Annotated in this window: 17 protein-coding genes, 1 pseudogene and 1 CRISPR repeat array; of the genes and pseudogenes, 13 read left to right on the forward strand and 5 right to left on the reverse strand. The window is 68.6% G+C overall.

All coding sequences use genetic code 11. The features are described from left to right. Positions 1-477 precede the first annotated feature (477 nt). From ACIGJO_RS35230 to ACIGJO_RS35250, 5 genes are all read left to right on the forward strand, one after another. Entirely contained in the window at positions 478-1821 is a 1344-nt protein-coding gene (locus tag ACIGJO_RS35230) for an MFS transporter (protein WP_399965427.1), read from the forward strand. Positions 1822-1915: 94 nt separating this feature from the next. Next, the gene (locus ACIGJO_RS35235) at positions 1916-2755 is read left to right on the forward strand and encodes an IS5 family transposase (protein WP_399965429.1); all 840 of its coding nucleotides are present in this window, start codon (positions 1916-1918) and stop codon (positions 2753-2755) included. A gap of 360 nt (positions 2756-3115) precedes the next feature. Beyond that, positions 3116-4177: a GNAT family N-acetyltransferase gene (locus ACIGJO_RS35240; protein WP_399965431.1), complete on the forward strand. Its 1062-nt coding sequence runs from the start codon at positions 3116-3118 to the stop codon at positions 4175-4177. Positions 4178-4320: 143 nt separating this feature from the next. Then, the gene (locus tag ACIGJO_RS35245; RefSeq protein WP_399965433.1) at positions 4321-5043 is read left to right on the forward strand and encodes a GNAT family N-acetyltransferase; all 723 of its coding nucleotides are present in this window, start codon (positions 4321-4323) and stop codon (positions 5041-5043) included. A 1071-nt stretch (positions 5044-6114) separates the two neighbouring features. Then, complete coding sequence (locus ACIGJO_RS35250) at positions 6115-7590, forward strand: NAD(P)/FAD-dependent oxidoreductase (protein WP_399965435.1); 1476 nt, start codon at positions 6115-6117, stop codon at positions 7588-7590. Between the two features lie 1141 nt (positions 7591-8731). Here ACIGJO_RS35250 and ACIGJO_RS35255 read toward each other — a convergent pair. Beyond that, positions 8732-9391, reverse strand: coding sequence for a hypothetical protein (locus ACIGJO_RS35255; RefSeq protein ID WP_399965437.1), 660 nt, complete (start codon positions 9389-9391; stop codon positions 8732-8734). Positions 9392-9815: 424 nt separating this feature from the next. On the opposite strand from ACIGJO_RS35255, the pseudogene ACIGJO_RS35260 reads away from it, so the two are divergent. Both ACIGJO_RS35260 and ACIGJO_RS35265 read left to right on the forward strand, forming a co-directional pair. Further along, positions 9816-10682, forward strand: a pseudogene (locus tag ACIGJO_RS35260) (transposase family protein). A 95-nt stretch (positions 10683-10777) separates the two neighbouring features. Then, a complete protein-coding gene (locus ACIGJO_RS35265) occupies positions 10778-11194 on the forward strand; it encodes a contact-dependent growth inhibition system immunity protein (protein WP_399965439.1) in 417 nt (138 codons plus the stop codon). A gap of 972 nt (positions 11195-12166) precedes the next feature. Here ACIGJO_RS35265 and ACIGJO_RS35270 read toward each other — a convergent pair. Then, positions 12167-12907: an aminoglycoside phosphotransferase family protein gene (locus tag ACIGJO_RS35270; RefSeq protein WP_399965442.1), complete on the reverse strand. Its 741-nt coding sequence runs from the start codon at positions 12905-12907 to the stop codon at positions 12167-12169. A 201-nt stretch (positions 12908-13108) separates the two neighbouring features. Between ACIGJO_RS35270 and ACIGJO_RS35275 the strand changes: the two genes are divergently transcribed. Beyond that, the gene (locus ACIGJO_RS35275; RefSeq protein ID WP_399965444.1) at positions 13109-13321 is read left to right on the forward strand and encodes a hypothetical protein; all 213 of its coding nucleotides are present in this window, start codon (positions 13109-13111) and stop codon (positions 13319-13321) included. Between the two features lie 275 nt (positions 13322-13596). Further along, positions 13597-13959 carry a hypothetical protein gene (locus ACIGJO_RS35280; protein WP_399965446.1) on the forward strand — a complete coding sequence of 121 codons (363 nt, stop codon included), beginning with the start codon at positions 13597-13599 and terminating at the stop codon, positions 13957-13959. 485 nt (positions 13960-14444) lie between these two features. Here ACIGJO_RS35280 and ACIGJO_RS35285 read toward each other — a convergent pair whose 3' ends face one another. Then, a complete protein-coding gene (locus ACIGJO_RS35285) occupies positions 14445-15347 on the reverse strand; it encodes a LysR family transcriptional regulator (protein ID WP_399965448.1) in 903 nt (300 codons plus the stop codon). A 171-nt stretch (positions 15348-15518) separates the two neighbouring features. Between ACIGJO_RS35285 and ACIGJO_RS35290 the strand changes: the two genes are divergently transcribed. After that, positions 15519-16352, forward strand: coding sequence for an EamA family transporter (locus tag ACIGJO_RS35290; RefSeq protein WP_399965460.1), 834 nt, complete (start codon positions 15519-15521; stop codon positions 16350-16352). A 658-nt stretch (positions 16353-17010) separates the two neighbouring features. Here ACIGJO_RS35290 and ACIGJO_RS35295 read toward each other — a convergent pair. Next, the gene (locus ACIGJO_RS35295) at positions 17011-17385 is read right to left on the reverse strand and encodes a hypothetical protein (RefSeq protein ID WP_399965450.1); all 375 of its coding nucleotides are present in this window, start codon (positions 17383-17385) and stop codon (positions 17011-17013) included. Positions 17386-17844: 459 nt separating this feature from the next. On the opposite strand from ACIGJO_RS35295, the gene ACIGJO_RS35300 reads away from it, so the two are divergent. Both ACIGJO_RS35300 and ACIGJO_RS35305 read left to right on the forward strand, forming a co-directional pair. Then, the gene (locus tag ACIGJO_RS35300; protein WP_399965452.1) at positions 17845-18360 is read left to right on the forward strand and encodes a GNAT family N-acetyltransferase; all 516 of its coding nucleotides are present in this window, start codon (positions 17845-17847) and stop codon (positions 18358-18360) included. Positions 18361-18845: 485 nt separating this feature from the next. Next, positions 18846-19091, forward strand: a complete 246-nt coding sequence (locus ACIGJO_RS35305) for a hypothetical protein (protein ID WP_399965454.1) — start codon at positions 18846-18848, stop codon at positions 19089-19091. 843 nt (positions 19092-19934) lie between these two features. Here ACIGJO_RS35305 and ACIGJO_RS35310 read toward each other — a convergent pair. Continuing rightward, the gene (locus ACIGJO_RS35310; protein ID WP_399965456.1) at positions 19935-22295 is read right to left on the reverse strand and encodes a glycosyl hydrolase family 18 protein; all 2361 of its coding nucleotides are present in this window, start codon (positions 22293-22295) and stop codon (positions 19935-19937) included. Positions 22296-22477: 182 nt separating this feature from the next. Here ACIGJO_RS35310 and ACIGJO_RS35315 point away from each other — a divergent pair, with 182 nt between their 5' ends. Beyond that, positions 22478-22876, forward strand: coding sequence for a carboxymuconolactone decarboxylase family protein (locus tag ACIGJO_RS35315; protein ID WP_399965458.1), 399 nt, complete (start codon positions 22478-22480; stop codon positions 22874-22876). A gap of 88 nt (positions 22877-22964) precedes the next feature. After that, a CRISPR array of direct repeats spans positions 22965-23292; the repeat unit is 25 nt; unit sequence ACAACCCCGCGTGCGCGGGGACGAC. Positions 23293-23386: the final 94 nt, after the last annotated feature.

Raw genomic sequence — 23386 nt, forward strand, 5'->3', positions numbered from 1 at the left:
TCCAAAAGGCATGATGGGACCGCAGGCACGAGCCCTCCGGGTGATCACTGAGCGTCAAGAACTCCATGATCACTCAGGCTCGTGCCTGCCTTGCGCTCGGGCCCGGCTGGGCAGCCCCGCCCACCATTTGCCGGTCGCTCTTAGAGGTCGCGCGGATAGGTGTGGTGCTTGGGCAGCACGGCACCGTGGTGGAGTGACGGAAAACAAAGGGATCACTCCAGTCGGCCCCGGTAGCATCGTCGCCATGTCTGCCTCTTCGTGCGCGGCTTGTGCCGCAGTGACGAGGACGCTCCGCTAGCGGCGGGGCGTCTCTCTCACTTCTGTAGAACGTGTCGTCGCTTCGTGGTCGAACCGAAGCGGCACGTCGGTGCTGCTCGGAACTTCTTCTGAGCAACGGAGCACTTGGTGATTTCAGGCATTCTCTTTGCGTGCCGGGACGGCTCGTCCCCGGTGCGTGCACGGCTGGTGCTGTGCTGCATGGCCATGCTGCAGTTCTTCATCGCGGTCGACGTGACGGTGGTCAACATCGCCCTGCCCTCGATCGGCGCCGACTTCGGCGTCGACGGTCATGCCCTGACCTGGGTGGTGGTCGGCTACACCATCACCGGTGGCGGGCTTTTGATGCTCGGCGGCCGGCTGGGCGACCTTCTCGGCAGGCGCCGCGTCCTTCTGCTCGGCACCACTTTCTTCGGCGCCGCTTCTCTGCTGGCCGGGCACGCGCCGTCCTTCGCCCTGCTGGTAACGGCCCGGCTGCTGCAGGGGGCCGGTGAGGCGATCGCGCTTCCTGCTGCGATGTCGGTGATCGTGCTCATGTTCGCGGAAGGTCCGCGCAGGTCACGGGCGTTGAGCGTGTGGGCGGCCGTCGCCAGTTGCGGCCTCGTCCTCGGATTCGTGGTCTCCGGATTCGTCACCGAACTCCTCGGCTGGCGGTGGATCTTCCTGGTGTCCGTGCCGTTCATCCTGGTCGTACTCCTGGCAGCGATTTTCCTCGTGCCGGGTGAACGGCGGGCTGGGAGGACGCCGTTGGATCTTCCCGGTTCGTTCCTGCTGATCGCGGCCCCGCTGCTCTTCACCTTCGGAGTTGTCGAAGCAGGTGAAGGGAACGGCACAGCGTTCTGGCTTGCCCCGGTGGCTCTGGCGGGCGCGGCCGTGGCCGGAGTCCTGTTTGTCAGGGTCGAGCGGCGCGCGCGAAATCCGCTCGTGCCGTTGCGGTTCTTCCGCAACCGGCCCCGGGTGCTGGCCAACTTTGCCACCGCTTTGGTGAGCGCGGCACTGTCCACCTCGTTTCTGCTGTTCACGTACTACTTGCAGGACCGGTTGGGTGCCAGCCCGCTCCGGGCTGGTGTGACGATGCTGCCCTTGGCGGTGTCTCTGATTGCGGCCTCGGTGCTGGTTCCCCGGGTACTCGAACGCTGGGGTGCGCGGCTCTGTGTCCTGGCCGGGATCTGGTGCACCGCGCTGGCGATGGCAGCTATCGCCCTGGTCTCGCACTTCGGGGCTACCGGGCTGGCGATGATTCCGGCCATGGTGTTCATCGCCGCCGGAATGGGGCTCGGGATCGTCGGGCTGCAGTACATCGCGGTCACCGGCGTGACCGAAGAGGACGCCGGCATCGCCTCCGGCGTCCAGCGAGCCGCCGATCAACTGGGCGGCTCCACCGGGATCACGCTGTACGTCGGCATCGGGTTCGCCCCTGCATTGAACGGCACCGACCCCTTCCTCGCCAGTAGCTTCCTGGCCCTTGCCGGACTCGCCGTGGCCGGGTTCGTCACCTGGCGGATCTCCGTCCCCACCGCCGTGACAGCGGAATCGATCAACTGACCTCAAACAGGGCTGTGCCCGTCCGGCCGGAGAGCCGGACGGGCACAGCCCTGGAGAACGGCCCACGATCGCTATTCGCTCAGCAGAAGGTCACGTGCCCGCCTTACCCTCCTTCATCACCGAACCCCTGTGGGACCAGTTCCACACGTTGCTCCCGCGCCGGCAGATCACCCACCCGCTGGGGTGCCATCGCCCCCGGGTCCCAGACAGGATTGTCTTCGACAAACTCCTGGCCCGGCTCGTGCTGGGCGGCACCTACCAACAGCACGCCGACCACCGGGTCTCCGCGACAACACTGCGGTCCCGGCGGGACGAGTGGATCGCCGCCGGAGTCTTCACCTCCCTGCACCAGGCTGCGCTCGATGCCTATGACCAGACCATCGGCCTGGACCTGGAAGACCTCGCTGCGGACGGGTGCATCGTGAAAGCCCCCGGTGGCGGGGAGAACACCGGCCCCTCGCCGGTGGACCGCGGAAAGTCGGGGATCAAGAGGTCCCTGCTGGTCGAAGGCACCGGGCTCCCGATCGGGTGCGTGCTCGCCAGCGCCAACCGGCACGATTCGCCGCTGCTACGGCCCACCCTGGAGACCCTGGGACGCTTTGGGCTCCATCTGCCCGACAAGATAACCGTGCATCTGGACTCCGGCTACGACTCGCGCGTTACCCGCGACCTGTTGACCGAGCTGGGCTGCGGATGGCGGATCGCCCCCAAGGGTGCGTTCGTGCCCATCAACCACACCCGCCGGTGGGTTGTCGAGCGGACGAACTCCTGGCACACGCGGGGGTTCAAGTCGCTGGCGATCGTGACTGACCGCAGTTCGGTGGTGCAGGCCGCATGGGTAGCACTCGCCAGCGCGGTCATCATAATCCGGCGCCTGATCCGCGAAGCGTGGGTGATCTTCCGCTGGGACACGCGGCCCGCCCGCCGCCCGTGACCTATCCGCGCGTCCTCTTAATCAGTTCTTTCGCAGATTTCGGTCGATACGATCGGCGGCAGCGAGCGCGGTCCGAACAGACTGACGGTGGCAGTGGCGATTCTCCACGGGCGCCGGTGACCAGCGGTGCCGTGCCCTGTTGCGCTGTCCGGCGCGCACGCACGTTCGTGGCATTGACCGAAAGCCCTGGTGGTTCCGCTGCAAGGAAGATCTCCGGCCGTCTTCCGGCGATAGTACGCACTCGACGACCCTCCTCCAGAGCAGAACACCGCCGGTCAACAGCGCCGACGACATTTTCCCTCGACCATTGCCACAGCAGCCCCGGAACGGGTGCACTCAGTGCCGAGAAAGGATCCCCCCGTGAGTGGGACCGCACATCATCACCCCGAACTCGGCGCACTGTGTGACCGGGTGACCGCTCCGTCGGCCATCGAGCTGCCCGCCGTCGGCGATGGGCTCACCTGGAGACCCGCCACCCCCGGTGACATCGACCTGATCCTCGACCTGACGCATGCCGCCGGAAGGATCGATCATCCGCGCTCGCTGGTGACCAGGGACGAGCTGGAGGAGGAGTTCAGCAGCGAAGTCTTCGACCCCGAGCGCGATGCGGTGATCGCCGTCGATGCGACCGGTCGGGCAGTCGCCTTCGGTTCGGCCACGGCCCCGGCGGCCCAGGAGACGATCGTCTGGGTGGAACTCGACGGAACGGTGGCTCCGGACCGCCGAGGTGAAGGCATCGGCACAGCGCTGCTGGCATGGCAGGAGGCCCGGGGGCTTCAGCATCTCGCGGCGAGCGACGCGACCCTGCCCGGTTGGCTCGCCGCCGGCGCGCAGGACCACGCCACTCCTGCGATCCGGCTTCTGGAGGCACACGGCTACGAGCGTGCCCGGTGGCGGCTGGAGCTGGAGCGCGATCTCAAGGCACCGGTGGCCGAGCCGCTGCCCGCCCCGGGAGTGCGGTTCGTGCCCTACGGCGAGGAGTGGACGGAGCGAGCCAGATCCGCGATGAACGACTCCTTCCGCGACCATTGGGGCAGCCAGCCGGTGACCGCCGCCGAATGGGCCTCCGGCGACCGGCTGAAAGCGTTCCGTTCTGACCTGTCCCTGCTCGCCGTCACCCCGGACACCCACGAGGGCGAACGCGTCGTCGGGTTCGTCTTCGTCGATGTGGAGCCGGAGGAGTGGCCGCTGCGCGGCGTCTCGTTCGGCTACATCAGCGCCGTCGGCGTACGGCGGGAGGCGCGGGGACAAGGACTGGCCCGCACCCTGCTGGCCCACGTGCTGCGGGCGCTGCGGGCGGACGGCCTCGACCACGCCGTACTCGACGTCGACGCCGAAAGCCCCACCGGCGCCCTCGGCCTCTACCAGAGCCTCGGCTTCACCGTCACCGACCGCTCGATCAGTCTCGTCAAACGCTTCTGACCCACCCCGTACCCATCCCATCAGGCCTACATCCATCGGCTGTTGACCAGCCGCAGTAGGCAACCCCTCACCAAGGCCACCCCCCGATAAAACGTGCGGCACATCGCCCGCCGACCGACCACGACGAGCAGGAAGCACCCGACATGTTCCCCTCCGCCATCACCGACTTCTGGCTGGTGCCTTCTCCCACGAGTCGACTCCTCCCCGGCGACAGCGCCTTCAGTGTCCTCGTCGACACCGCGCTCGACGAGGACGAACGGCTCACCGTCCTCACGACGACCGAGGGAAGGACACGCGTCCTGCTCACGCCCGCGGTCGCCGAGACGGTGGGCCTGGAAGAGGGGCAGCCGGTCGACGAAACCGGCTTCCGGCAGCGGCTGGAGAAGACCGGAATCTCGCTGCACGGCGCCGACAACCTGTTCTACTTCACCGATGAGGCCCGGGAGAATCTGCTCGGCGAACCGGATGGCCCCTCGATCCGTCCACTGACCGATGCCGACGTGGACGTGTTCGGACAGTTCGAGGAAGCGGCGTCCGAGCAGGATCTCGACGACGCGTCCGTCGAGCTGGACCACTGGGCGGTCTACGGGGCGTTCGAGGACGGGCAGTTGGTGTGCGTGGCGAGTATGTACCCGTGGGGCGAAGCACCGCTGGCCGATCTCGGAGTGCTGACGCTCCCGTCGTACCGGGGCAAGGGACACGCCCGGCGCCTCGTACGTGCCATCTCCCGGCACGCCCTGGCGCGGGGCCACGAGCCCCAGTACCGCTGTCAGCTCGACAACCACGCCTCGGTGGCGGCGGCCGGATCGGCGGGCCTGACCCTGTTCGGAGCCTGGGACGTCGTCTCACCGGATTCCGCCGCGTAGGACCGCCCGCCGCTCCCGGGCACGGAGCGACGTCCGTGTACGGACGAGGGGACTGGGCATCACGGCGACCGGCCGTCATGATGGCCGGGCGTCATGGAGGCCGGCCGTCATGCGAAGCGGGCGGGGACACGGGCGACGCGGTTGCCTGCCCGGCCCGCAGGGCTCCCCTGGACGTGGTTTCGCCCGTATGCCTGCCGAACGCCGGGCAAATGCTGTGGACTTCCACAGGCCGTGCCCGGGAATCCGTAGCCTCTACGCGGATCGCGCAGGGCCGCGAGACTGTTGTCGGGCGGCTTCGCCGTCGCCGAGATACTGTCCCGGCACCGGCACCGGCACCGGCACCGGCACCGGCACCGGCACCGGCGTCAGCGAACGGACCGGGCGACACATGCCTAACAGGTGCAATCCCGGATCCGGACGTTGTCTGAGTAAACCCCACAAGGGCAACCTGGCCGGTGTTCGGTACCGGGCCCGCCCGGAGGGAGTGGAGCCGATGAAGCCGATGTCGAGGCCATGGCTGTCGGCGACCCAGGGATCAGCGCCGTGCTGTTCTTGGCCCTGCCACCTCCGGGAGGCGATCGGTGCCGTCTTCGAGAGTCACGCATCGTTGATGAGGGCCCTGCTGGTCCTGACGAACCGCGAAGTCTCCCGTTGAACGACGATCTTCACCGGGGTCATCCGTGCGCGACCAGCACGAGCCTCCCGAACCCCGCGCACACCAGACCCGTGACCTGCAACTTCACGATGCACACTGCTCAGCGGGCGGGCGGCCTCCGATCCGCGCGGTTGGCCCACGGATCGGCGGCGGGCGTCACCCGGGTGAACAGGTTCGTGCCTCGGGGCCATCGAACGGGAAGCCTGCTGATCGCGCCGTGCCTCCGGCCTGCACGCCGGGGGAGCCGCATGGGTGGATCTGGACGGGGCGGCCGGGAGCCGTCTTGATCGAGCTGCGCCGCAGTGGCTGGATGACGTGTGCGCCCAGGTCCGAACCGTGCGGTCACCACCAACTGTGGTCCCTCGCGCGCCGCCCCGGGGCGGGGTCCGGACTGGACAACGCGAAGGAGTACGGGCGTGGCTGTACAGGGTGTCGATGTGCTGGTGGTCGGGGCAGGAGCGGTGGGCCGTTCGCTGGCGTTCGCGCTCACCGCGGCGGAGCCGTCGATCCGCGTGGTGCTGGCCGGCGAAGCCGGTAGCGGCAGTGGGGCGGCATCGAGTGCGGCAGGGGCGATGCTCGGCGCGTCGGGGGAAGTCACCGATCTCGGTGTGCGGACACCCCACGGCCGGCTCCGTATCGAACTCGCGGTCGCCGCGGCCGGGAGGTGGCCCGCTTGGCGGGAGCTGGTCCGTGCCCGAGCGGGGGCCAAGGCTCCGGAACGGGACGGGTACAGGACCGGTACGTTCATGGTCCTGAACGCGGTCTCGTCCGGTCTGGACGACGCTTCGTTCGCCGCCGTCGCCCGCTCCGCGGCCGAGCACGGCCTGGCCTGTCACGACACCGACCCGGCGGACATCCCGGGCTACCGGCCGTTGGACAACGACCGTGCGCTGCGCGCCTGGCACCTGCCCGAGGAGGGCTTTCTCGACGCCCGTGTCTGGCTCGCCACCCTGGACGCGGCTCTCGCGGCCCCGGCCAACATGATCCGCGTTCCGACAGGCACGCTCACCGCGGCTCCGGGCGGCGGCTACCTCCTCGACACGCCCACGGGTGTCTTCCGGGCCCCGCGCGCGGTTGTCGCGGCCGGAGCCTGGACCACCCCGATCCTCGATGCCCTCGATCCGGACCTGCCGGTCGTACCCGTTCTGGCCGCGGCCGGAACCGCAGTGACGGTGACCGGTCCCGATCCGTGGCCTTCGGTGGTCCGCACCCCCAACCGGGCGTACGCGTGCGGCCTGCACGCAGTCCCGCAGGCCGACGGGGCCCTCTACCTCGGCGCCAGCGCCCATCCGGCCCTGACCCCCACCGCCCGGCCCACTGCCGGCGCCCTGCGTTTCCTTCTCGACGCCGCGCTCAGCCAGCTCGACCACCGGCTCGCCGGCGCCGGGGTCGTACGCACACATCACGGCAATCGACCCCTGGCCCTGGACGGTCATCCCGTCATCGGCCCCACCCTCCGGGAGGGGCTGTGGGTCGCGTCGGGTACGCACCGCGACGGCCTGCACGCCTCCCCGCTGATCGCCACCCTGCTTGCCGATGCCCTCCTCGCCCCCACGGGACCGGCCATCCCGCTGCCGGAACCACTGGCCGCGTTCGAGCCGTGCCGGAAGCTCATCGCCGACCTCACCATGAAGGAAGCGGCCGCGGAAGCCGCCTCGCATCACGCGGCGCTCGCCGCGGAGGCCCGGATGAGGCCACCGCTGACCGGAGCCTGGCCCCAAGCTCTGGCCGATTCCTACGACGGCCTCATGGACCGCGCCTATGCGACCATGCCCGACGGCTACGTCCCGCCCCCGGACCTCGCCCCGCTCGCCTACGAGACCACCGGTCAGGCTCTCGCCGAACTGGCGGCCGCGCACGCGGCCCGTCGCGAGCGCGCCCACGCCCCGTAGGCGTGCCCTGCCTCGGGACGGCGGCACCGGACCCGAGCCCAGGCAGAGTCTTCCCGCCGTACGCCAACGCCACCGACAACTGCGCCCGGGTTGCCCGGCTGTGCTGCTCGGGGTGGTTCGAGGCCCGTACGGTCGGTTCCATGCCCAGGCCGTCTTCCTGCTCAGGTTGGTCCTGAGCTTGCGCGATCGCCACCAGCCTGTGCCGGATGGGCGCATGAGTATGTGTACTCATGCGTGCTGAGTTCTCGCGCGCCACACTGTCTGCTCCATGACGGGCCTTCAAGGAGCAGACGTGATACGTGCGGGACAGACCATGGTTGCGGCGGTAGCAGCGGCATTTGCTCTGGTGGGCGCGGGGGCCGTACCCGCCGTCGCCGCTGGGGGGCTGCTTCCGCACCCCGGGCCGGAAGGCCTGGTGTGGGTGGAGGAGATGACAGGCGATGGTGGTGTTGCCTCAGGAGGCGCTTGGGAGGGGCTGCCGACTGTGCTCACGGTTGCTTGCGAAGGGGGCGGTAACGTGCAAGTGACCATGGATTCACAGCATTTGCGGGTGGCTGAGTTCACAGTGGACTGCCCCGTCGGCAGTGCAGGGGTGGGGTCGGTGACAATGGATCCGGGCGTCGTGCGATCGGGTTCCTTCTCGATCGGCATTGACACCTCAGCGCAGGACATCCGATGGGCACTGACGGTGACCCAACCGGAGTAGGTCTCCTCACCTCTCACGGTGGCCCAAGTCGAATTCGTCTCAGCTGACTTGGGTCACCCATCGCCTTCGCAGGCAGGTGCGCGGAGAGCGAGAATGCGTCGCTGATCGGTGCTTGTGATTTCACGTCAGCCGCCGCACCGAACAGCGGCGGACCTGGGACATCGCCGACATCCAGACCGCCGCTGGAGGCGCCCACTGAGGTCTTCTCGGCGAGGTGACCGGTGCGGAGTGTGATGGCCGGCTCGTCGGTGGGATGGTGACCCGGCATCAGATGCGGGTGAAGCCCCTGACTGGAACGGGTACTGCAGCCGCAGCTCTTGGACCGGCGGATCGGGATCGGTCAACGGCGGTCGTCGGGGCGGTGGCCGGACGGCCGGCAGCCCGACGCGGCAGGCAGCGTAGCCACGGTGATCGGCCCGGCCGTGGCCAGAACGGTCAGAAGAAGGTGTTGGGGATGGCTTCCCTGCGCTCGGGGTCGAAGGGCCGGCTGGTGACTTCCGTGACAAGTGCGTCCAGCCATTGGGTGAAGGACAGGGCCGCCGGGGTGCTCGCCGCCGCGTTGAGCCACTCGCCGGTGTCGACGTACTTGGCGAGGTCGCATTCGTAGTCGTTGTACTCGAGGAGGATGGGGAGTTCGCCTTCCTGGCGGGCGACGTCGCCGTCGGTGCAGAAGCACCACCGTGACGCCTCGAGGTCGTACCCGGCGGTGGCGAAGGCAATCAGGAACGACGTCTGGATCTCGCGGTCGCGGACGGTGGTGCCGGCGTCGGTGAAGGAGCGTCCCTTGCACAGTTCGTCGGGCGAGAAGATGTTGACGGGCTCATAGACGGACCAGCATCCGTCCTCCTCCTGCTCCTCGATACGGGCGTAGGAACAGATCCGGAGGAATGCCCGGTAGCCCGCGGGGATGGCAAAGTCGTCCGGCCGGTACGGGGGCCGGAGCTTCCACGGATACCGCTCGTCGATCTCGTACGGCAGCGCATCGATCCGGTTGTCATCGAGGGGCGGCCCGAGCACCAGCCGTATGCCCTTCTGGCGGGCGCACCACTCCTGGAGTCTGGCGAGGGAGTCGCTGACGGCAGTCGATTCGATCACGGCGTCATGGTATCCAGGCTGGTATTTGGAACATCACACTGACCGCGCTCATGCACGCCTTCCTGGCTGCCCGGGATGCTGCTGCGGTCGAAAGGGGGAAGCGTGAACAACACAGCCAGGAGCCGGGCCGGTTCACCGTAGCGGGAGAGCCGTCCCTCATACCCCAGAGACATGCGACGTGATGCCATCACGATCACCAACTGGTATTGCAGTTGCAGAACGTGGACCGGCGATCGGATTCGGTCCACGTCGGTTGTCGGGGCGGTGGCCGGACCGCTCGGCAGGCAGTCGGCAGGCTGCGTAGCCACGGTGGTCGGTCGGCCCGACAGCGGCCAGAACGGTCAGATCCGATCACGGCGAGGAAGATCTGCTGGAGTAGTACGGGACCGCCAAGATCACGTTCCGTGCAACCCAGTGGCTTCACGTGGCGTCCAGTATCACCTGCACCGCTGTGATCGGTATCCGCAAGCCGACCGCCGAGCACCTCGCGAAGCTGCCGCGCGGGGGCACCGCGAGCCGCTCGGAACCCGCAGGGCACCCACCGCGCTCTGCGTCATCCAGCAGGCAGTGCTGGTGCTGCGCCGGTTCGTCGACGGCACCCGGCCGGCCCAACTCGCCCGCGACAAAGGCATTGTGCTGCCCACCTTCTACCGCTACCCGCACGAGCAGCTGACCGCCAGCGCCGCACACGCGCCCGATCTTTCCATCGCGCTGGAGCGCACCGCGGCGGCCGGGTACGCCCCATCCGAACCTGGACGGCACCGTGATCCGCACGGACCGTGTCGCGGCCGTCGGCCCGAACGGCGTCGATCCTTGGCCGTCCGGGAAACACGAGCATCACGGCGGGGACGTACTGGCCGTCCGGGGCCCCGCACGACTGGCCGCTGCGGGTCTCCCCGGTCCGGTCCGGGCCGCCAGCACGACACCACCTGCGCCCGCGCCCAGCCTGGTCGACGCCCTGAACCGGGTCGCCGCGCACCTCGGCCTTCCCACCCCTGACCGCCTTCGGCCACGTGAATGCGGGAAACGGCTTCCGCCACCCAGTCACGAGCCCAGAGGTGGTGAACTTGACGCACCCGACAAGGCGTTCAAAGCCGCTGTTCCCGGCGCCCATGCCCTGGCCGAGCACGCCAACGCCCTGCTGAAGGCCGTCTTCAAGGCCCTGCATCAGGTCAGCCTTGACCCTGCACCAACCACCCGGATCAACCCGCGCAGCCCTCGTCCTGCTCCCATCGCTCACGAGGCGCCAACGCAGAAGCAGCAGATGAGCGAAGGCCAAAGAACATGGTGAGACCGTTTTTGAGATCACGCGTTGTGGTCGGGCAGCCAGAGTTCAGAGATGGTCTCCGGCTGCCCGAACACACGCATCTACGAGAGAATTGTCTGGTGACTGTGTCTATCGACCGTGGTCGGTCCCTTGAGGAGCTTGAACGTGATCGCTGGCAGGCGCCCCCGCTTGACGCCAGTTGTCTGATTGCGACGGCGCATGCCCTGCGGAGCCGGCCGGTCGGGGCTCTGACCGTTGAGGACCTGCGTCTGCTGATCGGGCAGGACATTGGGTTGCCGGTACTTCTTCCGCTCGCGGTGGAGGTGCTTCGTGATAACCCGCTGGCCGAAGGCCACATGTACGAGGGTGACCTGCTGAGCGCGGTCCTGACCAGGAACCCGGCTGTCTGGAGTTCTTGTCCGGAGCTTGCAAGTCAACTGGTCTTCATCGTCGGTGGCCTCTCCGACCTCTCCGACCTCTCGTCAGATCTGCGGAGCAAGGCCGAGCGGTTCAAAGGCGCCGTTCAGAATTCTTAAAGCGTTGCAGGTGCCCGTCGTCTGCTCCGGGCCTGTCCACCGAAGACGCCGTGGTCCTGGCCGGTTGGCCGGGCAACCCCGGGTGAGCCGACGGACCATGATGCCGATCAGCGCCCCACCGGATCAGGGTCTCGGACCGGACGGGATCGTTCTCGTCGTCACGAGCAGGGTCCGGTGCGCGGTCGTCCAGGCGTGCGTCCGCTCAACGGCCCAGCGCTTGGGCTGTACCTGAAGACATCGCTCGTCAGGCGCTCTACGGACAAGCTCCAGCTCGCGGCCGAGGAGCGAAGCGCTCCAATCGACCAGCCCTTCCGGAGACCTCTGGTTCGCCCAGACCTCTGGATGCACGGATGGCTGAGGCGGGTCCAAAGCAGAGAGTGTTTCGCGCGGTCACGATCCTTGATGCTCGCGCAACAGCGTGTACCGCCAGCAGGAGGCCGGGCGTTTCGATGACGATGAACTGCTTGCTGCCTCTGACCTTCTTGCCGACGTCAAACCCGCTGGTGGACATGGGATCGGGTACGGACGCTGTTCGCCGAGCGCCGCGGCAGGGCCCCGGAATTCGGCCAGCGGCCCGAACGCGACCAGCGTGAAATTCCGGACGATCTTGTACGTGAACCGCACCGGAGTGCAGTAGAGCTACCTGCCGCACGACTTCCGACCCTGGGATGGGAGACGGTCTACGGTTGCTTACCCACCGGCCCGGCCTCCGCAGGGGCTGGGCCGATGGCGGCTACCGCCAGCATCTCGTCGAGCGTGCCGTCCGCGATCGCGGAATGAGGTCACCTTCGCGGCCACTCCCCAAGATCTGTGGCCGGACCCAGATCGCGTGAACATCACCCGACTGCGGTTGTGGGTGTCTCTCAAGCCCATGAACAACCGACAGCGCTACTCGGGTTCTGACGCACATTTCGTTTCGTGATGGATTCACTCTCCGCATTCGAGCTCAGTGGATCCGGAGGTCGAATGCGGTCATCGTAGAGCGTTCATGAAGACAGCGCGATTGTTGACCGTGTGGTCGTGTTCGCGTCGGGACCAGTCGATTCTGGCGAGGATCTGCTCACTGTCTGCCACGCGTGGCTCTGGGGTGTTGAGGTGCTGGTGCCACCAGAGGGCGTTGCGGTTCTGGCGGTCAAGGATGGCGTCCAGGAGGTTGAGGCGCTCGGACGTCTCCAGCCCGTAGGAGTTGGCCAGAATTCTTACCTGGTCTGCTTGTGCGCGGGGAGACGGGGCTTGCGACTTGGAGGAGATGCACCAGGTCCAGGCCATGTATCCAAGATCTTCCAGGGGGTCGCCGGGCGCGGCGGTGTCGAAGTCGATGAAGGCCGTCGGGCGACCTCGCTGGAAGACGACGTTGTTCGGGCCGGGATCGTGATGGCAGACGACCGGAGAGGTTCCGGTGAGGCGACTGCTGCGGGTGGCCTCGTGCAACGAGCGCAGGAGAGCGCCGGCGACCGCGACCTGTTCGTCTCTCCAGAGTTGGAATCTGGCTGGCACTCGGCCGGGCACATAAGTGAACGTGTCGCGACCCGCAGTGTCGAGTCCGAGATACCGCGGTGCGCCCGTGAACCCGCGCTGTTGTAGGTGATTCAGCAATTCGGCGACGAAGGATGATCTGGCTGTGACGGGTCGGCGCACCGTGTCGCGAACCCGTACCACCCCCGGCGTGATCCGGCCTCCGGGCAGAGGCGTTTCGCCCTCTCCCGTGTTCATGGCACCAGCTTCTCGCCTCTTGATCGTTCCGGGTGGCATCCGCATGAGCGTCGCGTTCGCGGAGCGAGCGGTACGCGTTTCCGGGCGGGCTGGAGTTCGGCTCGGCCGAGTATCTGAGGCGGGAGCATCTTGATCCGGTTGGCGAGCCCCTTGCATGGGGTGCGCCCGGCTGGGACGCGTCCCAGCCGGGCGGAGTGCCCTGTGCGCATCACCGCAAACCGAGCCGATGCCGGCATGAACGGCACCATCACCAGTACGGCCATGACCGGCAGGCTCGGCAGCGTCATCATGCTGACCCAACGTGATCGGTGGTGGGGCAAGTTCCCCGGCCGGGGGTGGAGGTCGGGTTTCAGCCGAAGCGTCACCGGGTCTGATGGAAGCACTCGCATCGTCGAAGCCGTGCCGATGCTGTGAGTAGGCGTGTTGGTGGCACCGGGCGGGCGTCGGCGGTATGAGGGCGCTGGATGCCCAGGTCATGAGCACGGGTGTGGGGTGAATCCGGGCGGGACGCCGACCGCGACGGGCGGCTCTGCGCCGCCCGTTGCGGTCGGCGCGAACGGTGTTTGTGTGGTTTGCACGGAGGCGCGCCGGAGGTTCACTCGCCCGAGTGATTGTTACGCTGTGCGCATGAGCGGACACTCAAAGTATTCGAGGGGCTTATGGGGGCTCCCGACGTGAGAGGAAAAGTCATGGCCGCAGTCGAATCTTCCGCCACTGAGGTGCCGCGGATCGTGAGCAGTTCGCAGGCCGCCGACAGGGATCAGGGTCTCGCGGCGATCGGCGGCAACGTCACTGCCGTGTGGCGGGAGTGGTGGACGTGGACCCCGGGGAACGGGACGTTCAACCTCCAGCTCCCCTGGAGCGTCATCGGGGTCAACTCGACGGTCGTCATCACGGCCTCCGAGATCGACGGCAACGGGAACCGGTTTGTCGGTGCGGCGCCCTTCCAGGTGTCGAGCATCGCCCCCAGCAACGGACTGGTGACGTTCAAGATCAACATCGGCTGGAGCAGCCCGCTGCCGATGCGTACCGACGTCCTGGTCTTCAACTGAGCACCGCTCTCCGGCCGCCCGGTCACGTAGGCCGAGGATCGAGCTGATCCGCCGAGCCTTGCCCGCTAGCGACCATTACCCCTGTCAGTTCCATGGATTCGTAGCCGGACATGGGTACGACAGCACGAGACCCCGGGCGGTGACGCCCGGGGTCTCTGTGCAATGCCGTTCCGCCCGGTTCAACGACCGGTCACGGTCCGGCGCTACGCCCATTCCGCCCCGTGTTCGCCAGGGATCTCACGCCGTCCTTTGGGTGCGCTCGTCTCTGCGGATTTGCCGTTGCTGAGCAGCATGCGTCCCGAGACCCCGTCTGCCGCACGGGAACGGCAGTCGCGACACTCTGCCGTACGTGCCTGGACCGTGCGTCGAATCCATGGCCGAAGTCATCCGTCGTACGTCGCGCAGCCTGTGGTTTTCGGCCTGCTGAAACGCCGACCTGTGGAAACGCGATCGTTCCGGGACTCCGGAGGAACTCTCGCACCGACTCATTTCCGCAGGATCGGGGGCTTGTCCTTCCCCTGGTAGAGGTCGATGGCGAGAGCGACGGCGGCGTGAGTGGCGGGGTGGGGGTCCTGACGTCGCCAGATGAGGTGGACGGGGACGGCGGCGGCGTTGCGCAGGGGACGGTAGGTGATGCCGTCGCGGCGGTACTGGGCGGCAGTGGCCCGGGGGGTGACGCCGACACTGCGGCTGGTGGCGATGGCGGCGAGCCAGTCGTCGATGTCGTGCGTGTACTCGACGGTGGGCCGTTCGTCCGCGGGCCACAGGTCCAGAGTGGTGGTGCCGGTGCGGCGGTCGATGACGAGGGAGCGGGCAGGGATCTCGTCCAGGCGGATGCTGCGCCGACGGGCCCAGGGATCATCGGAGGCGAGCGCGACGACGCGGTGTTCGTGGCCCACCAGGGCGTGCGACCAGGGCTTCAGGTCGAGTGGGGCGCGGACGACAGCCAGGTCGCACATTCCTTCGGCCAGCCCGCCGGTGGGGGAGTTGTGGCGGACGAGCCGGAGCTCGACCTCGGGGTGGCTCTCGTACCAGCGGCGCTGGAACTCGGTGGTGCGGGAGCCGAAGGCGGACCAGGCGTGGCCGACGTGGAGCCGGGCATGTCCGGCGGTCGCTTCCGCGACGAGATCGTGGGCGCCGGCGAGCAGGATGCGGGCGCGCGCGAGGACCCGCACGCCTGCGGACGTGGGTGCGACCGTGCGGCTGGTGCGGTGCAGCAGCCGCACGCCGAGGAGCTGCTCCAGGGCGCGCAGGTTGCGGGAGACGGCGGCCTGGGAAATGCCCAGTTCAAGCCCGGCGTCGGTGAAGCTGCCGGTGTCGATGATGGCAACCAGGCAGCGCAGGTGCTTCAGCTCCAGGTCGGCGGTGTTCCATCGTCGCGCTTCCATACGCTCAGCGTATCAATGGGCTGGTGAATGCATTGTGCGTATTGCTGCGCCGGGTCCACGGTGAAGGGCATGGTGCTGGAAGATTCTCACGAGGGCGCCGGACGTGTCTCCGGCTCCGCCCACTGCGGTGGTACCGGCCGGGACGGCAAGCGCCTGGCCGGGGTGGCGCTGATGCTGGGCAGCGGCCTGTCCAGCCAGACCGGAGCGTCGGTGGCGGCGCTGGCGTTCCCGGTGATCGGCCCGGTGGGTGTCGTCGCCGTCCGCCAGTGGGTTGCCGCGGCGGTGCTGTGGGTGGTCGGGAGGCCGCGGCTGAGGTCGTTCACCGCGGCACAGTGGCGGCCGGTCCTGGGGCTCGCGTTGGTGTTCGCCGCGATGAACCTGTCCCTGTACACGGCCATCGACCGCATCGGGCTCGGGTTGGCCGTCACGCTGGAGTTCCTGGGTCCGCTCACTGTGGCCCTGGCCGGATCGCGTCGGCGCACCGACGCCTTGTGCGCGGTGGCCGCTGCGGCCGCGGTGGTCGTCCTGGCCCGTCCCTCGCCCTCCACCGACTACCTGGGCATCGCCCTGGCTCTGCTCGCCGCGGTGTGCTGGGGCAGCTACATCCTCCTCAATCGCGTCGTCGGCCGCCGTCTGCCCGGACTGGAGGGTTCCGCGGCCGCCGCTGCGATCTCGGGTGCGCTCTGCCTTCCCGTCGGCGTCCTGGCGTTGTGGCTGCGTCCCCCGACCGCTGCCTCCATGGCCTGCGCACTGGCGGCCGGCGTACTGTCCTCCGCCGTGCCTTTCCTGGCGGATCTGCTGGCACTGCGGCGAGTGCCCGCGCAGTTCTTCGGCGTATTCATGAGCGTCAACCCGGTCCTTGCCGCACTGATCGGTCTCGTCGTACTCGGCCAGCACCTCGATCCGGTGGCCTGGCTCGCCATGCTGGTGATCGTCGGTGCGAACGCGGTCGCTGTCGCGACGGCCTCTTCCACGGTCACCGCCACCGACTCGGCTGTCTCGTGAAGGTTCCCATCGTCCGCGCCCATCCGGGCCTGACTCCTTCAGCACCGCCCTCAAGGACTCCGCACTGGCCACCCCGCAGGCACGTGGGCAAGGTCGTTTCCGACGCCGCGGGCTTCGTCGGCACGCGCCGCAACCCGGGGTCCTGCAGATCGACATGGAACAGGGCGCCAGTACAGGACAGGTACCTGCCTGCCCGGACGTGGCGGCCGGGCAGGCCAAGCGGACCATGGAGAAGCTCGCAGAAGCCTGGTGAGGGTGTTCTCCATCTCGGCTTCGGCGCAACCGGCTGCGATGCGGCCGAGAAGCGGTCCACAGCACTGGGCCTGGAGGTCATGCTGTGAGGGCGGCGGGCCGTTGGCCGTGGGTTCACCTACGTCGACTCCGTCGATGGCGCGGGCGTCGTTCTGCAGATTCGTGCCGGCCGCCCCTACCCGAACGCCTCGGCCAGCAGGGGCACCGCAAGAACCGAGGCTCCTGAGGCGTTCGGCCCACCGGCTTCGACAGCGAGCGCTGCAAGAATCGCAACACCGTCGAACACACCATCAACCGCCCCAATGGTCTCCGATCGGTGTGGGCGACCGTGGCCACCTCCGTCCGCGGCCGCCCAGCCCCGGCAACCGAGTTCACGGCTGCCGGGTGTTCGGAGGAGACCGGGTTCTCAGAGGCGGAACCAGGGGCCGCAGGCGGTGTCCGCTCCGGCCCTGCCGGTGCAGACCTGGTAACTGAGGGCGGGCGCGGAGGCGGCCATGTTCTGTTCGCCGCAGCCGGCGGTGACACCGTTCGCATCGGTGATGGTGCGGGTGGCGGTGCCCCCGGTGCTGTTCCGATACGTGTAGTGGGTGCGTACACCCCAGTTGTCGGCGAAGGTGTCACAGGCATACACCCGCAGACCGTTGTCGTCGGCCCCTCCGAAGCCGCGGTTCTGGCCCTCGGCCTGGATGAGGTACTCGCTTGCCGAGGCAGTGGTCGCGGTGAGCAGGACGGCGCTGGTGGCCGTGACGGCGGCCAGCAGGACCCGAATCGTGCGTCGCATGGTCATCTCCCCTGTGGATTGCGGACTCTCCCAGCGGTCCACCGGCCCGGCCCGTCGACAGCCGGGACGTCCCGACAAGGGCACGAGGCGCGAGAGCGGGGAGGAAACCCCGGGCTGCGGGCCGCCGCGCCTTCGGGCTGACAGACTCATGGGGAGGAATGGCCCTCGGGAGCGCCTCCCAAGCCTGCACACGGGGCATGTCCCTCTGGAGAGCTACCGACGGGACATGCGCCTTATTCCTGTCCTCTGCTGCCTGCTGCCTGCCGCCTGTCGCCTGTCGCCTGCCGCGCGGGCAGGGACGGCGCCGGGCCCCGGCGGCGGCGTTCAGAGGGTGGGAAAGAAGTGATCATGGCTTTGCCCTGCTGCCGCTCGCGGGCGCCTCTCCGTGAAGATCCCCGACGGCCGCGTCAGCGGGATGCGTCAGTTCGGTCTGAGGTCCTGTGGCCTTACCGTGGCGCGATGGTGCGTGTGAGGGAAATGGAGGGGGCTGATGGTGAGGCCGTCTCGACGATCAGGGTCCGGGGATGGCAGGCGGCGTACGCCGGCATCGTCCCGCAGTCGCACTTGGACGCGATGACGGTCGAAGGCGATGCCTGCCGGCGTCGGCGGTTGTTCTCTCAACCCCGTCGGAAGTCACGAGACCTTGTTGCGCTCGGTGAACGTGGTCCAGTGGGATGGATCTGCTTCGGGCCGTGCCGAAGCGAGGTGCCCGGTGCGAGGCGGATGGGCGAGGTTTACGCCTTGTACGTCTTGCCGGATCTGATCGGCCAGGGCATCGGCCTGAGGCTCCTGGGCGAGGCCCACACCCAGATGAAGATCCACGGCTTCGAGGTGTCGGCCTTGTGGGTTCTCTGCGACAACCAACAAGCCGGACGCTTCTACGAGCGGGCAGGCTATCAAGCCGATGGTGCGGTTCAGGACGATGTCTACGATGAGATCACGCTCTCCGAGCTCCGCTACCAGCGTGTGCTCTGACACTCCAGGACACCCGCAGAACGGGCGACGGCGCACTGTTGGTGCCCGGTTCGCCGTGTCCCGGGGGGGCGTACCACCGGGTCAGTGTGGCGACCACGATGCTGCCCCTGCTGACCCGGTGCGGCGCCCACCGGGCGGTGTGGCCGCAGGGGAACACCGGGACCCGGGAAGGCCTGCGCGACCATCGGGGTCCCGGCACTCCCATCGATGGCCCGTGGCCACGGTACGTCGCCCACTCTGTCCCACCGGCCGTGGTCGTCGGGCAGGGTTCGTCGTCTCGGCGCGGCCGCCTGGCAGGGATCGAGTAATTGTGACTGGTCCGCTCGTAAGCGGTGGGGCTGTCGCGGTCGGTCTCGTACACCCGTCGCCGCAGTAGCTCGGTCATGCGATCAGGCTGTCATCGGTCCGCCGGCGGCATCATCCGTTCGGGCGGAGTGCCGCGAATCGAGTCGCCCCTAAAATCGAACAGGTGCTCTAATCGAAGTATGACCTTTCCCTTCCCCGACGATCTGGTCCGGGCCCAGCGCGAGTGGCTCGCCACTTACCGGCAGCTCGCCGCGCCACGATCCCGCCACACCACTGCCCTGCGCCGTCGCCTCCTGGACTTGTCCGCCTGGATCCTGTGGCATCCGTTCTGGTCCACCCCGCCCGGTCGGACCCCTGCGGCCCGGGTGGAGCTCCGGCGGCTCGCTCACCGCCAGGAGGAGAAGCGCGGGACGCGAGCGGCATGACCTGGCCGGGCATTCTGTCCGCCGGGCGTCCTGTCCGCCGGTGGGAGGCGATCCTGCGTGCGATCCGGGCTGCGGCCGGCCCGGACCACCACGACGTACGCCCCGCCGCCGGGATCGCTGAGGCGGGCGAGCGTGTGTCGTTGTGGCAGATCGGGGAGCGGGCTCGTCTGTCCAGCACCAGCTCTGTCGCCTACCAGCTCGGCCAGCCGCGTCAGCTGTCTCCGCGGACGAGCGCGATGACCAGGAGGAACTGACGTAGACCCGCCGGCCCCGGCCGCGGCCCCGGACCCGGTTTTGGCAGCGCACAGTGTTTCGGCGAACGGGGTTCGTGGCCCGTACGACTGAGATCTGGAGCCCTGGGCGGATCGTGCGGAGGAGGCCCGGCTGCGCCGACCGCAGCGGTATCGACCCCCGCCGCCCGCCGGTGATGCGCTTCTCGGGGCGGGTTTGCGGCGTGCCTCGACCTCGCCCTCACCCCGGTCACGCGTGGACGGCCGTGTGCGGCGGGAGGTACGGGGGCGGTGCCCCGGATGCCGAGTTCGCCCCCCTGCGGAGGCGGCGGGGGCGGCGGGGGCGGGCGCTCGCGGCGCGGCGGCGGCCGAGGGCCTGCTGACCCTGTTGGGTATCGGGACCTGTCGGCCCGCGTCGGCCGCCGGTGCCGTGGCAGGACGGGACGGGACCGAAGGTGCGGCGCGCATCGGCGTCTCGGGACCCGGAGCTTGAGTCATGGACCGGATCTCCGGGTGGTGGGCGTGAGCGGGGAACGACCCGGGCGGGGTCCGTCGACCGCGCCCGGGTCCGGTGCACGGCCCGGCGGGATCCGGGCCGTGTCGCGTTACTCCACTACTTCAGCCCATTGTCCAGCGCGGTCATCAGCTGACCGTTCGCGGTGTCGCCGGACATCTCCCAGACGAAGCCGCCCAGCAGCCCTTTGGACTTGATCCAGGCGGTCTTCTTGGCGATGGACCAGGTGTCGTCGAAGGACCACCACTGGCCGTTGGCCCCGGTGTAGCCGTACGTCGACACCGACTGCTCGTCGTGACGGACGGTCATGTTCGGGAAGCTGGCGATCAGGTTGTTGTAGCCCCTGACGCCGGCTTCGGTGTCGAACTGGCCGGGTGCGGCGCCGTTCGCGCTCTGCCACTCACCGTTGACGCCACCGTCGGCGACCCCCTGCCAGCCGCGCCCGTAGAAGGGGAAGCCCACAGTCAGTTTGCGGGGGTTGACCCCGGCGCCGAGGTAGGCGTTGATGGCGTTCTCGATGCTGAAGTGGAACGAGTACGGGTCCTGGTCGTCCGTGTAGAGGTTGGACGTCTGGCCGGTTCGGTTCGGCTCCCAGGAGTTGTCGCTGCCCGCGCCGTGGAAGTCGTACCCCTGTACGTTGGCGTAGTCGAGGGACTCGAAGATGCGGCTGAGGTCCCAACCGGCCTCTATCTTCGCCGGGTCGGCCGGTGTGAACGCGGTGAGCAGCTTGTGCTCGCCGCCGAGCGCGTCGAGCTGCTTGCGGAACTCCGCGAGCAGGGCAGTCAGATTGTCCTTGTCCTGCGCGCCGTAGTGATTGCCCGGGTGACCCTCGGAGCCCGGCCACTCCCAGTCGACGTCGATGCCGTCGAAGATGCCGGCCCCGGCGCCCGGTCCGCCCGCACCGTTGTAGAGGGGCAGGTCACCCTTGATCCACACGTCGATGCAGGACTTGACGAACCTCTCCCGGGACTGCTGCGTGGCGGCGGCATCCGAGAAGAACTTCGAGTACGTCCACCCGCCGAGCGACACGACGACCTTCAGCTTGGGGTACTTGGCCTTGAGCTTCTTCAACTGGTTGAAGTTGCCGCGCAGTTTGCCCCAGCCGTCGTCCGCCACGCCGTCCACGGACTGGGCGGCGGACATGGGGCGGGCGTAGTCGGCGTCCGCGTCACCGGCGCCGGTGCCTTCGTCCGGGTCCTGCGGGTTGGCGGAGACACCCTTGGTCACCCCCGCCTGGCAGGTGAGGTTCTTCGGGTCGATGTTCTCGAACGAGTAGTTGATGACGTCCAGCTTGGCCGCGGCACCGGAAGTGTCGAGGTTCTTCACGAAGTACTGACGTCCGTAGATGCCCCACTGCGCGTAGTAGCCGACCTTGAGCTGCTTGCCCGCGCCGGCCACGTCGTCGGTGGTGACGGTCAGGGCGTCGGAGGCGGGCGACGGGTTGTCGGCGGTGTCCCGGGCCTTGACGGTGAAGGTGTACGGGGTGGCAGGGGAGAGCCCCTCCACGGTGGCGGTCAGGGTGTCCGCGCCGACGGACTTGACCAGCGTGCGGCCGCGGTAGACGTCGTAGGCGGCCACGGCGACGTTGTCGGTGGACTTGTCCCACGCCAGGCCGACGGTGGAGGCGGTCCTGCCGGTGGAGCGGAGCTTGCCCGGCGCTGTCGGCGGCGTCGGGTCGGTCGCCGGGTCCACCGTCCTGACCGACAGCGGGGCGCCGGCCGGTCCGACGTTGCCGCGGATGTCCTTGGCCCGGACGGTGAAGGTGTGGTCCGTCGCCGGGGTGAGGCCGGTGACGGTCGCGGAGGTTCCGGTCACTGTGGCGACGGATTCCGTGCCGCTGAGTACCTCGTAGGCGGCCACGGGGTGGTCGCCGCCGCTGGCGGCGGCCCAGCTCAGCGCGACCGTGCGCGCGGTGATCGCAGTGGCCTTCGGAGCTCCGGGGGCGGTCGGAGGGACGTCGGGGCTGCCGTCGCACTTGTCGCCGTTGACCGTGCAGCCGGTCGGGGGGCCGGGGGTACCGTTCGCCGTGAACCAGTAGCTGTACGGCTCGGTGCTGCCGCCGGCCGCGACGTTGGCGTTGTAGAAGGCGTTCTTGACCGTCACATGGCTGCCGGAGACGGTCACTTCGCCGTTGTAGTTGCCGGACAGCGTCACCCCGGCGGGAAGATCGAACTCCAGGGTCCAGCCGTTGACCGCGGCCGTACCGGTGTTGCGGACGATGTACGTCCCCTTCCACCAGGAGCCGTTGTCCTGCGTGGTGAAGGACGCGGTCAGGGTGCCGACCGCGTGGGCGGGTGCCGCGAGGGCGGTGAGCCCTGCGAGCGGCAGCAGCAGGGTGGTGCCGAGTACGGCGAAACGTCGCCACAGCCGTCGTGCGTAGGGGGAGCGGTGCGGAGGTGCCGCTGCCCTCGTACCGGGAAGTGCCCTCTGTCCGGGAACTGGTCTGCGCCTGTGGAACATGGTTCTCCCTGTGGTGGTGGGGTGGTACAGGGGTGAGATGAACCGTGCGCGTACGCCTGCGGGTGACCGGACGAAGGCAGGCCGGTGTGCGAGGCGGAGCCGCACTGCGGACGGGTGCCGCCTTCGGTCAGGACGCCCCACAACGTAGAAGGTCTGGACCAATGCGTCAATAGGTCCAGACCATGAATGGGTCGCCTGGTACGACGCAGGGGCTGGTGTCGTTGCGTGCCGGCCAGATCAACGGCTGCGGCTGGTGCATCGACATGCACACCAAGGAGGCCGCGGCAGCCGGCGAAACCGCGGTCCGGCTCAACCTGGTCGCCGCCTGGCGCGAGTCCACCGTGTTCACCGAGGCCGAGCGGGCCGCCCTGGCCCTCACAGAGGAAGGCACCCGCATCGCGGACGCGGGCCAGGGCGTGTCCGACGAGACCTGGGCCCAGGTGCGCAAGCACTACGACGACCAGATCGCCGCACTGGTCTCCCTGGTCGCCCTCATCGACGCGGCCAACCGGCTCGCCGTGATCGTGCACCAGAAGGGAGGCTTCTATGAACCCGGCATGTTCGCTGCTGCCCTCAACTGACCTTCCAGACACGGCAACCGGCCGGGGCCCCTGTGGGTGCCTGCGGGGATCTGTGGGCCTGGTCGGGTCGGTATCGGCCCGGCTCTGGCTTGTTCCGCGTGCGCGGGGACGACACCGCGACGAGTGTGGCCCCATTCTTCGAGCCGGGAACAACCCCGCGTGCGCGGGGACGACATCTCGACCAGGCGTGCGACTTGGCGCGGAGGGGAACAACCCCGCGTGCGCGGGGACGACACGGTGGCGCCGCACTCCTGGGGCGGCGTGCGGGGAACAACCCCGCGTGCGCGGGGACGACACGGCGCCGTCGCGGCGGCTGATGTACCGGTCGGGAACAACCCCGCGTGCGCGGGGACGACCGGTCAGCGAATGCCTGCAAGGCGCGGGCCGGGGGACAACCCCGCGTGCGCGGGGACGACTAGGGCGTGTGTCGGAAGTGCTCTAGGTTGGCTGGTGTGAGTGCGCGGGGGCGGAGTTACCGATATGTCGGACCGGTGGAGCTGAAGACTGCGG

Source organism: Streptomyces sp. NPDC079020 (assembly GCF_044542225.1).
Taxonomy (GTDB): domain Bacteria; phylum Actinomycetota; class Actinomycetes; order Streptomycetales; family Streptomycetaceae; genus Streptomyces.